The organism is Exiguobacterium sp. BG5(2022), from assembly GCF_031844365.1.
GTDB classification, from domain to species: domain Bacteria; phylum Bacillota; class Bacilli; order Exiguobacteriales; family Exiguobacteriaceae; genus Exiguobacterium; species Exiguobacterium profundum.
This window is the reverse complement of the sequence record NZ_JAUZVB010000001.1, coordinates 578560-592209: the sequence shown is the minus strand read 5'-3', so window position 1 is coordinate 592209 and position 13650 is coordinate 578560. Positions and strand designations below refer to the sequence as shown.

The 13650-nt window shown below is 45.9% G+C and carries 14 protein-coding genes; 3 read left to right on the top strand and 11 right to left on the bottom strand.

What is annotated here, in order from left to right:
- The first annotated feature begins 83 nt into the window (after positions 1-83).
- Positions 84-1622 (top strand): FAD-dependent monooxygenase, encoded by a 1539-nt coding sequence (locus tag Q9R25_RS03035; protein WP_311282765.1) that lies wholly within the window; start codon positions 84-86, stop codon positions 1620-1622.
- 49 nt (positions 1623-1671) lie between these two features.
- Here Q9R25_RS03035 and Q9R25_RS03030 read toward each other — a convergent pair whose 3' ends face one another.
- Positions 1672-1923, bottom strand: a complete 252-nt coding sequence (locus Q9R25_RS03030) for a hypothetical protein (protein WP_074037156.1) — start codon at positions 1921-1923, stop codon at positions 1672-1674.
- Between the two features lie 94 nt (positions 1924-2017).
- Here Q9R25_RS03030 and Q9R25_RS03025 point away from each other — a divergent pair, with 94 nt between their 5' ends.
- The gene (locus Q9R25_RS03025; RefSeq protein ID WP_074037157.1) at positions 2018-2305 is read left to right on the top strand and encodes a hypothetical protein; all 288 of its coding nucleotides are present in this window, start codon (positions 2018-2020) and stop codon (positions 2303-2305) included.
- Between the two features lie 35 nt (positions 2306-2340).
- Here Q9R25_RS03025 and Q9R25_RS03020 read toward each other — a convergent pair whose 3' ends face one another.
- From Q9R25_RS03020 to recU, 8 genes are all read right to left on the bottom strand, one after another.
- The gene (locus Q9R25_RS03020) at positions 2341-2916 is read right to left on the bottom strand and encodes an NERD domain-containing protein (protein ID WP_214691015.1); all 576 of its coding nucleotides are present in this window, start codon (positions 2914-2916) and stop codon (positions 2341-2343) included.
- A 19-nt stretch (positions 2917-2935) separates the two neighbouring features.
- A complete protein-coding gene (gene gpsB, locus Q9R25_RS03015) occupies positions 2936-3232 on the bottom strand; it encodes a cell division regulator GpsB (RefSeq protein WP_084543127.1) in 297 nt (98 codons plus the stop codon).
- A gap of 4 nt (positions 3233-3236) precedes the next feature.
- Positions 3237-3782, bottom strand: a complete 546-nt coding sequence (locus tag Q9R25_RS03010; RefSeq protein WP_214691016.1) for an SLOG family protein — start codon at positions 3780-3782, stop codon at positions 3237-3239.
- Positions 3779-4942: a ribonuclease H-like domain-containing protein gene (locus Q9R25_RS03005; RefSeq protein WP_214691017.1), complete on the bottom strand. Its 1164-nt coding sequence runs from the start codon at positions 4940-4942 to the stop codon at positions 3779-3781. The genes Q9R25_RS03010 and Q9R25_RS03005 overlap by 4 nt, the downstream gene beginning before the upstream one ends.
- Positions 4939-7188: a DEAD/DEAH box helicase gene (locus Q9R25_RS03000; RefSeq protein ID WP_214691018.1), complete on the bottom strand. Its 2250-nt coding sequence runs from the start codon at positions 7186-7188 to the stop codon at positions 4939-4941. The genes Q9R25_RS03005 and Q9R25_RS03000 overlap by 4 nt, the downstream gene beginning before the upstream one ends.
- Before the next feature lie 17 nt (positions 7189-7205).
- Positions 7206-7766, bottom strand: a complete 561-nt coding sequence (locus Q9R25_RS02995; protein ID WP_159562151.1) for a hypothetical protein — start codon at positions 7764-7766, stop codon at positions 7206-7208.
- Positions 7767-7846: 80 nt separating this feature from the next.
- On the bottom strand, positions 7847-10471 hold the full coding sequence (locus Q9R25_RS02990) for a transglycosylase domain-containing protein (protein ID WP_214691019.1): 2625 nt from the start codon (positions 10469-10471) through the stop codon (positions 7847-7849).
- Positions 10472-10491: 20 nt separating this feature from the next.
- Entirely contained in the window at positions 10492-11118 is a 627-nt protein-coding gene (gene recU, locus Q9R25_RS02985) for a Holliday junction resolvase RecU (RefSeq protein ID WP_015881499.1), read from the bottom strand.
- A 356-nt stretch (positions 11119-11474) separates the two neighbouring features.
- On the opposite strand from recU, the gene Q9R25_RS02980 reads away from it, so the two are divergent.
- The gene (locus Q9R25_RS02980) at positions 11475-12326 is read left to right on the top strand and encodes a DUF3800 domain-containing protein (protein WP_035387865.1); all 852 of its coding nucleotides are present in this window, start codon (positions 11475-11477) and stop codon (positions 12324-12326) included.
- A gap of 38 nt (positions 12327-12364) precedes the next feature.
- On the opposite strand, the gene nth is transcribed toward Q9R25_RS02980, so the two are convergent.
- Complete coding sequence (gene nth / locus Q9R25_RS02975; RefSeq protein WP_074037165.1) at positions 12365-13024, bottom strand: endonuclease III; 660 nt, start codon at positions 13022-13024, stop codon at positions 12365-12367.
- Positions 13024-13608 carry a DnaD domain-containing protein gene (locus Q9R25_RS02970; protein WP_015881496.1) on the bottom strand — a complete coding sequence of 195 codons (585 nt, stop codon included), beginning with the start codon at positions 13606-13608 and terminating at the stop codon, positions 13024-13026. The genes nth and Q9R25_RS02970 overlap by 1 nt, the downstream gene beginning before the upstream one ends.
- Positions 13609-13650: the final 42 nt, after the last annotated feature.

Below are 13650 nucleotides of genomic sequence, written 5' to 3'. Positions count from 1 at the left end.
TCATATACCGTTCTATACCCTACTTTTCGTTTAGTCGCTGCCAATGTCGGAAATATCAATATTAATGATAGGAGTTGATCAGCGTGGACGAACAAGTAGATGTATTGATTGTCGGCGCCGGGCCAACCGGCCTGACGCTCGGACTCACTTTAGCTAGATATGGCGTATCTTTTCAAATCATTGATCGTAAGACGACCCCGTCGGATAATTCACGAGCTATCGGAATCCAGCCGCGGACCATCGAAGTGTTTTCTCGTTTGGATGTTGCTCAAGAAGTGCTAGAACGTGCCCGAACAATTGAACGGGGGAATCTATATTTTTCGGGACAGTGGACAGCAAAACTTGAATTCTCCAAACTCGTGACCCCATATCCGTTCGTGACGTTATTACGTCAAAATGAAACCGAAGAAATATTAGAACGTGCTCTACAAAAACATGGTCATGTTGTGAAGCGCGGTGAAACGTTGTCATCCATCACCCAGTACCCATCCCGTACCATCGCACATTTGACCGCTACAGACGGGCGAACTCGTGCTGTTGAAGCGAAATACGTTGTCGCCGCCGATGGAGCCAACAGTTCGGTTCGTCGGATGCTCGCCCTTCCGTTTAGTGGTAAATCGTTCAAAGAGGCTTGGGTGCTAGCCGATTTGAAGGCTGATTGGCCGATATCCCGTGAAGAGGTTCATATCTTTTTCTCGGATCGTGGAGTGCTCGAAGTCTTCCCGCTCACGGATGAAACGATTCGCATCACAGGAAACTTGAGAACGGATGAATCATTCCAAGAATCGGACCTTCAAGAATTGGTGGAACAACGCAGTCATATGCCGGTCCATATTCGCGACGTTGAATGGTTCTCCTTATTCCGCGTGCATAATCGCATGGTCGATACGTTCATTCACAACCGCATCATTCTCATGGGGGATGCGGCACATATTAACTCCCCGGTCGGTGGACAAGGGATGAACACTGGGATTGCAGATGCCTTCAACTTAGGTTGGAAACTATGGTTGCATCTCAAAACTGGCGCTCCCCATCACGTTGTGTCCACTTATCGGGACGAGCGGGAGCACGTAGCCCGTAACGTGCTACAGACGACGAATATCGCTACGGAGATGTTACAGACGACACTTCCGATGCTCTTACCGTTCCAAGCAATCGGTGCCGATGTCTTCACACGTGTCAATCTCATCAACCAAAAAATCACCGAACGGATCTCTCAACTTCATTTGTCGTATCCGAATGCGCTACGATTACCGTTTCGTCGCGTCGCGGAAGGAAAAATTTTTCCGGAGACAGAGATTTTACGAACGGATGACGGATTTCGGACTAAAATATCGGAAATCGCGGACGGACGGTTTCAAGTGCTTGTATTTGACGATGGGAAACGTGATTTGTCATCCATCTATGACTATTTGAACGAGAACCAACCGTTCATTCAAACCATCACCTTATCTAAGACGAGTCGCCCGTTCTTTGATCAAGGGAACGAACTTGCCAAATCTCTCTTTATGAAACGTGGCATACTAGTCATTCGCCCAGACGGTTATTTGTTGCATAAGCAACATCACGTTCGCCTAAAGCCGTTACAGGACAAGTTAGCTGTCTGGCTGCCTTCCTCTTAAACGTGTATAAATGGAGAGCCCCACCGAAATGGTGAAGCTCTCCATGTCATTACTCTTCAACGTTTACATACAAAATCCCTGGTTTCGAGAGCGTCAAATCATAAAACGCTTCAAACGCCTCGATGTCCTCTAGTTTTCGAAAATCGATTTGATCTGTCTCTTCATTTGGAATGGCCACGATGATACCTTCCTCTGTCGATTTGATCATGCCCGTTTGTCCGTTATGAATTCGAATATAGAGTACTTGCTGATTTTCTAGTAGTGAGATTGCCTCTCGTCTCGATTGAATCGGTTTTTTCATTTCATCCCTCTTTTCCATTTCAGTATACCGTTCGCTCCATATTGCTTTCAACTCGCCACACCATTAAACTTGTGTAAAGAAGGGGTTGAAGGCATTGGAAACATTATTGATCATCGCACTCGCCATTTTGTTTGTCATCTTGGTCACGATTCGAACAATTCGCAACTTGAAGTGGGTTCGTTTCGGTGAAGCATTCGGGAAACAAGGTGAAGAACTCTTAGGTGATTATCATTACTTGACCGAGCGGGGCATCACCTGTCGTGTGGAACAAGGACTTCCGACCGGAAAGTTATTAAAACCGCTCGCAAAAAACTTGGACGATCGCGTTGCACTATTCGTACACCGAGATGATGCAGCAAAAGCAAGAGAACTTTTAAAATAAGAAGAAGGCCGAATGATTGGTATTCGGCCTTCTTCTTATTTATGTACTTGTCGCTCAGAACAATAATAGGCGATTTGTTTGACGAGCGGCTCTGTCAACGTCTCAAGGTTCGTTTTACTAATCACCTGATCCACCAGAGCGAATGAATCTCCACAATTCGCCTTAATTCGTTCTAACTTCAATCGTTCCGTTTCCGGGAAGATTAAAAACGAATAGACGGGAATTGCTTGATTACACTCTTTTTTTAATCGTGACCGCACTTGTTTGGTCATCCGTTCTAATTCCGTGACAGGGTGAGGATAAACCTGTTTCCACCCCATCGAGGTCTCGGTTCGACATTCCCGGTTTGTCATATGGACGGAGGCTGGAGTTCGATTTAATTGAATCAAGAATACGCCTTTAGGTCCGACGAGCACGTAATGAACGAGATCATCCCCTAATTTGACTTGTTCAATCATCATCCAATCAAATCGGCATGTTTGTCTGATGTTTTCGACGAGACGATCTGTATAGCAGGTTGGTGCTTTCATCACTTCTTCTTTCACACGAAACAGCTTTTTTGTCTGTTGTTTGACTGGTTGTTTCTCCGTGGCCGTTAACACTTGCAACATAGACTCCACCCCCTATTCATTATTCGCTTGGACCGACTTGCTTTCCAAAGACCGCTTTTTCGAGATTTGAGATACGGCGTAACATGTCATAATTTGACGCAACCGGTTGTGCTGGTTTAACTGGTTCCGACGCAGGCGCAGGTTCCCGTCGCAACGAGTCGTTTTCTTTTTGAAGACGCTCGATTTCTTTCGCCATTTTTTCATAATCGCGAATGACGACATCTAAAAATTGATCGACTTCTTCTTGTGAATAACCACGTAACGCCGTCTTGAATTCTTGTTTATAAATCGCTTCTGCTGTTAATTCCGTTTGCATCATATCACTCCCATTGTTGTTCCCATTGTTTTTCTTCTTCAATGACTCGTAAGTCTTCTTGTGTGATTAGGAAAACTTCCATGTTCGGCTTCCGCCGAGCCCCATCGACTAAAAAGCGGGGACTTCCTTCCGTTTCTTCGTCATACAAGGTGATCAATCCTTCTGCTTTATCTAAAAAGAATGCCGTTTTTGCGCGTAGTTGACTCGGGTCTTCGTATGGACGCTGTGTCAGCGGTTCAAAAAAGTCTGCCTCGAGTTGCAGTTGCACAAATAGTTCTTGTTCGAATGGTTTATAGCGCTCATCCATATTTAAGAATGGAGGAAACACGGCAATTTTAATCGGATAGGTTTCTCTTAACTCTAACAATACTTGTCCAGCCCACAATTCACAACCATTCGTTCCACTTAATATGAACCATTCAGCACCTAATTCGATGACTTCAAGTATCTTTTTCCGATAAGCTTCTTGAATGATTTCAATTCCTGGATGATCCGCTTTGAAAATGCCGAGTTCATGAGGACGATATCCTGTGACGGCTACTACTTTCATGTTTGCTTCCTTTCTAGGCGAGCTCGTCGATGCTCCAATTCAATTTTCTCACGGTCGATAGTTTGACGTAGCACTGTTCGCTTTTGTTCGAGGAGCTTCATGGCTCGCTCCGTGTAATCAATCGCCAAAGCGATGTCTTTTTGTTTATGCTCTGCATACTTGGCGAGTTCGACATACCCTTCAATCGTATGAAGCGACTCAAATAGCGGAATGGCCTCCTCGAATCGTCCAGCTCGTTTTAATATCATCGCTTGCCGCATGATGGAACGCTTCGATGGACTCGAGAGTTGCTCAAACTCCCTCAGCGCTTGATCTTGTTCGCCAAGGTCATGTAACCAGTGAGCACGTTCCTCTCCAAAATCAGTTACCGGGGTCGTAACGAGTTGACTGAGACGTGTATACAAAGAGACAAGGCTTAAACAGTCCGCATGATGGTGTTCGAGGACCGGGAGCAATATTTCAGGATTCCGCTCTTTGACATATTGAAAATAGTGCATCGGCGCCAAGAATCCAGGAAGGTCGTCCGTTCGTTCATGACCGAAGTATGCTTCGACTGCTTTTAATGATACCGATTCAAGCCTCGGTTTTAACAATCGTCTTGCAGCGTGAAGTAAATCGACATGACCCACTGAAGGTAATTGTTTCACCCTGGATTTGACGAATGTATGTCTCGTCTTGATTTGGGGCCAATCAAATGATTTCCCGTTATAGGTAACGAAACGAACCTCATCTCCAATATCCTGCAAGAAATGATAGTAAAAGGCGGTTTCAAACGCCGGATGAGGTAACACGTATTGAATCATTTCAAGGTGTCCTTCTTGAATCCTAGCAAATCCAATCAAAAAGATTGATGTTCCTGAACCGCGTAACCCGGTCGTTTCCGTATCCATGAACAGGACTTGGTCGGGCTCTAAGTCGACGACGAAAAACGGGTGCTCGGTTTGACGCATCATCTTTCTTGCTTCTCCAAACTTGAAGTCGTGATACACCTCGTCGAGCGGATATGTCTTTCGAATCCGGACACACCATTCCCCCTCAAACGTTAAAATCTCGCCCCCATGATCCTTCCACTTTTGTTGCTCCACTTCGTCAGGGCTCGTGACCTTAGCTTTTGGGCCAGGTTCGTTCGTTTTGATTAATCTAGATAGTTTAGCTTTCATATCGTTCCTTTCAATGCTTGCAACTGACGGATGACTTGCTGTTTGAAATCACCGTATCCAATCATGCCGACACAACGGGGGCATCCGCTCTCACATGGACAGTCGGATACCGTCCGTTCTGCCGCTTCAAGCACCATGTCTGCATCTTTATAGAGCGCCTCACTGAGACCGATGCCTCCTGGATACCGGTCGTACAAATAAACGGTCGGCTTACTCGTATGCGTCGACTTCATCTGAATCGTAGTGAATAAATCGAGCGTGTCACACATGAGATAAAGTGGCGCAAGTCGCCTCATCAAATCGCTGACCGCTTCAAGTTGATCTTCGAGGTCCGCCTCCGAATAGGCGAATCGCTCATCTAACGTGAACCATGTAGCTGTCGTATGCAACTCTCGCTCCGGTAGATGAATCGGACCCGACCCTATGTTCTCATGCGTCCCGAATTTTATTTTCTTGAACAAGGTGGCCATCGCGATGACCGATACCTCACCAAACGTCTTCGCTCCGTCTGACTTGTTCTCTTCGAGTACTTTCAGTTCAACTGCTAAATTCGCATCCGTATAGTAGTCAACGTCAACCCGGCGGACATATGCTTTCTTCTCCTCAAAATCGAGTTTTTCGACTTGGTACTGTTCGGCTCCATGCAAATAAATCGCTTCATCATGTAACAACGTCATGGCACTGAACGTGTCCATTTCACCGATAACTTGATGCTTCGCCGTCTGATCGACGATGACGACATTCTCTTGATCACTCGTCCGAAGCGAGATGTCATGGGCCGGGAACGAATCCGTCATCCAATAGTACCTATCGGCCCGTTCGTGTAAGACGTGAGCATCCGTCAAAAACTCTAATATATCTTCCGTGTCGACTGTTCCGAACCGCTCTCCCTTTTGAAACGGCAACTCAAAAGCGGCACATTTGATGTGGTCTACTAGAATAATCAAGTTATTCGGGTCAAGACGTGCCGCTTCCGGTGAGCGATTTAAAATCATGTCCGGCTGTTCGACGACGAGTTGGTCGAGTGATGACGAGGATGCGACAAATACAACGAGTGACTCTGAATGCCGACGACCGGCGCGCCCAGCCTGTTGCCATAACGAAGCGACTGTCCCTGGATATCCATTTAAGACGCATGCTTGAAGTTGACCGATATCGACACCGAGCTCTAACGCGTTTGTCGAAACGACCGCTTTGATTTCCCCGTTCCGCAACCGTCGTTCGATTTCTCGGCGTTCAGATGGAAGATAGCCGCCACGGTAACCGACAATAGACTTTGGTCCGAGCTCCCGCCGTGTTAGTTCCTGCAAATAGGTCAATAGCACCTCGACACGTACGCGCGACCGCGCAAATACAATCGTTTGTATGTTCGCTTCCACGAGCCTCGAGGCGATTCGTTTCGTCTCGAGCGTTGCGCTACGACGAATTCCGAGTGCTTCATTGACGACAGGCGGATTATAGAAGACAAGGTGTTTCTTGCCTTGAGGTGCCCCGTTTCGATCGATTAATACGACTTCTTCTTCCGTCAATAGCTCGGCAAGTTCAAGCGGATTCGCGATGGTCGCCGATGTCATGATCCATTTTGGGTGACTACCATAATAGGCGCAGATTCGTTTTAAACGTCGAAACACGTTCGCCACGTGACTGCCAAACACGCCGCGATACGTATGGAGTTCGTCGACGACGATGTATTCTAAGTTCTCAAATAGACGAATCCATTTCGTATGATGAGGTAAGATGCCGGAATGTAACATATCGGGATTCGTGATAACGATATTGCCCGCATCGCGAACTTTCGTTCGTGCCGCAGGTGATGTGTCGCCATCATAAGTGAAGCATCGCAAATTCCCTTCAAGGGCTTCGATCATCTCCATCAAGTCACTGTTTTGATCTTGCGCGAGTGCTTTTGTCGGGTAAAGATAAAGCGCACGTGCTGTAGGTTTTTCAATCATCTTGGATAGGACGGGTAAGTTATAACACAGTGTTTTTCCTGATGCCGTAGGTGTTACGATGACCGTCGAATGGCCAGCCGCCGTTTGTTTCACAGCCTCGGCTTGATGCGTATACAGCTGTTCAATTCCACGATTCTTAAGTACATTCACCAATTGTTCAGGCACCTGCTCTGGAATTGGGGCATATTGGGCCGGACGTGCATCGACCGTGTGCCAATGACGTACGTGGTTTGAAAAACCAGGATCATCTCTTAATTCTTTTATGATTTCTTCGACAGAGCGAGATTTTCGCATCTAGTCACCTTCTTTCATTACGCATTCGAAGGTGCAAGGTCCGCTACGACTTGTCGGATTTGATGAATCCGTTCATCTCGTACCACTCTCGATACAGCGGGCATCTGAAAGATGGCCATGTCTTTAAATGTAGCAGCGACATGCTCATTTTCTTCTTCGAGACGGAAGAGCGCATCTGAAAACAGACGTTGCGTCGACCGTCCGAACAAGACGATGGTATGTAGTTTCGTACATTTCGAATGAACCGCTAAAAGATGTTTGACGTAGCGTTGCACCGTTTTATAATAATCTTCGTTTGTTGAGATGAGTTGACGGTTGCCACGAAGAAGTTCTGGATAATAGGATTCTTCGCCCGTGAACATGGTCTCGACTCCGATTCGTTTCAAGTAAGCATGTCCGATTGCTTCGGCGACGGTTTGGTCCTGGATGAGACGCCCAAACGGTATGGACTCTTTTAAGAGCACATGTGAAAGCTTTAACCCGAGATGTCCACCGAGAGGCACGCCGAAATCATCGTCTTGCAGTCGATCCATGACAAGTAATACTTTCATCTTGCGTTTTAAAGAGAGTTGAACCATGTGTCACCATCCTGTTCCCTTTCTTTTCATTATAACAAAGTCAAACGAAAAACAGGGCGCACAATGTCGCCCTGCTCTCCTTAGTTATTCCCATTGTTTGAATTATTGTTTCCACGATTCGTGTCTGACGATTCACCATTGGATTGTCCCTCTAACGGAGTTCCTGAATCATCTCCGTCAGTTGGTTCGTCTGTACCTTCGCCAGAACCTTCATCCGTAGCCGGTTCATCAGGAGTTTGTTCGTCGGTGGTATCTTCGCCGTTTCCGTCTCCGTTACCATTCCCGTTTCCGTTATCATTCCCGTTCCCGTTATTTTCGTCTGATGGTTCATCTTCGGAATTCCCCTCATCAGTAGGGTTTTCCTCTTCTTCCGTCGGTTCCTCTTTCGGTTCAATCGAATAGCTCGCTTGTGCCGGTGCCGATTGCTGTTCTCCCGTCAACGGGTTCGACGCATTTGCGACAATAGTAAACGTTGTGTCTCCTTCGGCCAAGTTTGCAATATTCACACTCGTCTCCCCGGTCGTTCCGACGACTTGCTCACTTCCATCGGCTGACTTTTGTGTCACCGTGAACGTGATATCCGTATAACCATCGGCTTGTGCACCATCGAAATCGTATGACCATGAGACAGAACCGGTTTGACCTTCTTCATCGTAGTTAACACTTGCCCCAGTCGGAGCAACCAACTTCTCAGGTTGAAGATCTTTTGGTTTTGTTCCTTTTACATAAAGCTCATTACCAAGTGACAAGACTGAGTCTGGACGTTGGAATCGATCCGGTTGTCCCGTCGCATTCGTCACTTGTTGCATCATATACTCGAAATAGTATTGGGCATAGTCAGGATCGAACGAAGCGACTGTCGAATCTTTCGTTTTTCCCGTCCATACTGAGATCGAGTAATCCGTAGAATAACCAGTAAACCATTTATCTTTCGGATTTGTAGAGTTAGGCTCGTTCGTCGTACCCGTTTTACCTGCTACGTCCCATGGGAATGCGCCAGGTACATAAGTTCCACCTTCAGCACTCACAACATCACGAAGCATGTCTGTCAACATATACGCTGTATAATCTTCCATCGCTTGCTTGGCTTTAATCGGTGAATTAATACTTGAACCATCATTGAATTCAATTTTTTGAATCAAGTGCGGTTTTGTATACATCCCATTCGCACCAAGTGTTGCATAAGCTGCAGCCATCTGTGTCGTGCTCGCTTCTGCCGTACCTAAAGCATTAGATTCGTTGAGTTCATCGCCAGAATATGAAGGTTCGATTCCTACATTTTTAACGAACGATTCGATTGCTTCTTGTCCATACTCATCCCGCACTTCTTGGAAAGCACGAACTGCTGGCGTGTTCGCTGAAATTTTCAAGTATTGGCGCATCGTATTTGGTCCACGGAAACCTGAATAATAGTTATTCGGACTATATGTGCCATCTAATTTAGCGTCAAGCAACACTTTACCTGTCGACCACTGCCCATTTTCAATTCCAGGACCATAATCGAAAAATGGTTTAGCTGTCGATCCGATTTGATACTTCTCATTTGAGTAGTCACGATATGTGGTATCACCTTGCTTCGCCTGTTGACTGTCTACGATAGCGACAATTTCACCGGTCTTTGTATTCAAGACGGTTGCACCCATTCGTAAATCTTCAGGGAAACTACTTGTTTGTAAATTAACATTATTCGATTTAATATCACTGTTGATTTTTGTGTGTAACTCTTTGTTGATTGACGTATAAACTTTCAAACCAGTCCCGTAAATATCTGACTGTTCAAGACCATAGTCCTCTTCTAACTCATTCAATACACGAGAGTAAATCGCACGTGTGAACGCTTCTTCTTCCGTCTCTTCACCTGGTGAGATGACGTCAGCAATGGCAACATCGAGTGCCTCATTGTATTGTTCCTCAGAAATATGTCCGTCACGTTTCATTGCGGACAAGACTTGCTCTTGACGGTAGCGAGTCAACTCCTGATCACCATTGATTGGATCATAGGCACTTGGACGTTGCGGGAGACCTGCGAGAATCGCGGCCTCTTGATAATTGACCTCAGAGACCGGCTTATTGAAGTAACGTTTCGATGCGGTTTGCACACCGTATCCGCCACTACCGTAATAGTTTTTGTTCAAGTACATCTCTAAAATCTGTTCTTTCGTATACTCACGCTCGAGTTTGAGTGCGAGCCATTGTTCTTGAAGCTTACGTTTCAACTTCTTATCTGTCGAAAGGAACGACTGCTTGACCAATTGTTGTGTGATGGTCGATCCACCTTCTGCACCGAAACCCTCTGTCAAGTTGGCAACGACGGCTCCGCCGATTCGACGTAAGTCAATCCCGTTATGCTCATAGAAACGACGGTCTTCAATGGACACGACCGCTTGTTGCATCACTTCAGAGATGTCGTCGATGGAGACATACTCTCGAATCTGACCCGCCCCTTCGAGCGGTTCTCCTTCAGCCGAAAGCAACTGAATCGGATACGTATCGACAAGTTTGTCTTCATCTAGTTCTGGTGCCGTCGCAATGGCATATACCGTATATGCGCCGAATGCGATTACCGCAGCAATAAATAACATGAAACCTAATAAAAAGATGCGTTTCCACATCGGTTTCTTACTTTTCGTCTTTGGTTGTTTCCCAGTTTTTTTGCGTTTATTCGTCGTCGAATCTTGTCGACGTGCGACCCTACTTCGCTCCATTCATGGTTCACTCCTTCTATTCAATCGAGCCATTGATCGAGCACCGTCAAATAATCAATCGACGGCAAGGCTCTCGTCGGAACTTCAATCGCTTCCTTTTCGATAAAGCTGAGCGGAATCGATTTGCGCCCCGTTAACCGTTGTTCCCACCACTGAACAAGTTGCTCGGTGGTCAATACATATTGCGTATTATAGCGACTAAAGCGGATGATGACAAAACAAATCCCTCCATGACGTTCACACTCACGCATGTGGGCGATTTGGTGGTCATGAAAATTGCCGAGCGGAAACGATGTCTTATTATTCGTTTCTTTCGCTTCAAAGTCAATGTACCTACCACGATAAACACCGTTGTAATCGGTCGTAGATGCCTGTTTGAAATAGGCTTCCGTTACTTTGGCGGCACTTCGCTTCGGATAGTCGACTTTGACGATTTGGAGAGGGGTTGGTTTTTTGTGGATGACGGCTCGTTGATGAATCCGATAAAACTCATTCGTTTCATTTAACAGCGTCTCCAAGTTCATTCCGCGATTCGCATAGGTTTGAGAATTCGATGATTGCTTCGAAATTCCTTCCCCCTTTGTTGTCTTTGTCACGTTTGCCTTTTTACCGTTTGGATAATGGAACAATGTCGTCACCCCATACATACATATTAACAGGTCGGTCCACTCGTTCCTTCCGTCTCAGGTCTGATTGTCGACTTCTGTCGGTCGACACTTGTGTGGAATTACCGCAACACATATCGTACCAAACTCCCGTATGTTAAACTAGTATGTAAGCGATTGTGTATCCAAATTGAAAAGCTCTCGTTATGTATGATTCGATTGCTTTTCTATGATAATAGCACTTCTACTGTTTATCCAAGATGACACACCGATAAACCTCATTGATGTCATTCTAAAAAAAATGTGCAATATCTGTGCAATAGATTGACCAAATTATCATTTGGAAATAAAATAGGGTGCTTAAAGACGTTACTGTTAAGCCGTTTTGGAGGGATTGGATGGAAAGTGGAAAGAAGTATGTCATGTTCGTCGACGAAACAGGCACACCGAAGGGAAATACGCAATTTAACTTGACTGGCGTGCTGATGGAATATAAGTACTCAATCGATGCAGACGAGACTGGATTACCGTGTGAATTGAAACGACGTCTTCAGGCGTTCAAACGAGATGTGTTCAAAACGGAGCATATCCCACTTCATTTAAAAGAAATTTTAAAAGCGGAACATCCTTACGGAAAAGAAGATGGGATCACGATTGATATGTTGCGCGACTTTTGGGATAAACTCCCTGAATTTTTGCGAGGAATCGACTGTACAATCGTCAGTGTCGAGGTCGATAAACAAAAGCTTCATGACTTTTATTCGACGCCAAAAGATCCGTATGTCGTCGCATTCGCTCACCTGATGAAGTCATTCTATGCGTTTTTAGAAGAAACAGAGGCAGTAAGTGCCCGTGTCGTCCTAGAATCCCGAGACGATTATCAGAACTTACTGATTCAAAAAGCATTCTTTGATATTTTCAACTCAGGTACCGTTCATTTAGACGTCGAAAAGAGCCGTCAAAAAATTAAAGGCTTCATCTTCTCTGAGAAGCAGAACACGATGTATCAATCTGGCTTAGAAATCGCTGACCTCGTCTGTCTGCCACTTTCTCGCGTTCGTCGTGGCGTGATTGAAGTGAAACCACGGTTCGTCCATTATGGGGACGAGAACCGAATCTTTAAAGCCATTAAGGACAAAATTTACATCCGTAAAGAAAGTCCGGACCAAGATTTCCGAAACTGGGGCTTCAAAAAAGTGCCAATCACGAAAAAACGTCGCGAATGGAGCGACCATCCTTGGAATCATTAAGCAAAAACGCATCGACACATTGCGTGTCGATGCGTTTTTTATGTGGTGACTTTCTGTGACTTCATTCGTTTCTTTCCTTCTCGGCACATATGCAACAGTGGGCATGCCTCACAGCCTGGGCGTTGTGCCTTGCAATGATATCGTCCGAAGAAGATGAATTGATGATGAAGTTGTGACCATTCCTCGCGTGGAAACTTTTTCATTAATGTATCCTCGACTTGTCGAACATTGTCTTTCCAGCGACAAATACCGAGACGCTTGGAAACTCGTTCCACATGTGTGTCAACCGCAAACGCCGGTTCATGGAATGCAACAGAAAGGACGACGTTTGCTGTTTTACGACCGACTCCGGGGAGCGCCTCTAATGATGCTCGGTCAGAAGGGACAATCCCCCCATGCTCGTTCACAATTTTTTCTGAGAGTGCTTTTACATTCTTCGCTTTGTTACGGTACAGACCAATCCGTTTAATCAATGCCTCAATCTCAGACACGTCAGCCGCAGCCATCGCCTCGACAGTCGGAAACGCTTCAAACAATCCTGGTGTCACCTTGTTGACGAGCGCATCCGTCGCTTGTGCGGAGAGCGCGACCGCGACGACCAATTCAAAGGGATTTTGATGCGTCAACTCGCAATGAGCGTCTGGGAACATCTGCTTCATCGTATCTGACACTTCCTGTAATTGTGCTCGCGTCAACATCACTTATTCCTCCGTTGATATTCCACGACATCCTCGAGCGATTCGACATGATGGTCTTGCCAAACGCGCAGGATTTTGTCCATGTATTTGAAGTTTCGCACGTTTCGAAGTTTCGCTTCACGAAGTGCGGCCATGATGAGTTCTTCGCTGAAGCCATCTTCCGTCATCCAGCCGACAATTTGTTCAATCTCGAACGGGGTGATCGTTCCAAATTCCCGCTCAAACGTATGAATGATATTCTCATTCAGTGTCTGCTGTGGCGCAACTTTCTCTTCCCCTTGTAACGCTTCGAAAAGTGGCAATAGGCTATATCGCTCGCCATCACTTGAAGCGTCAATCGCGATCAACTCTTTTTGCAACAGACCAAGTAGCACTGAGCGCGCCTCATTCTCTGAAACATTCAATCGTTTCCCTAGCTCACTCGGGAGCGGCATGACGATGCCTTCTCCAGTCATTTCTAGAAGATGGACGATCAGACTGAACTCGACGGGTGACAAATCGAGGCGTCTCGCATCGGTGAACAGCTTTCGTGGAATGACGACCGGACTTTGCTCGAATAATTGAATCAATTGATGTGCATCCATGTCGCACTTCCTTTCTAAGACACATTAATCGGGGAAGACACC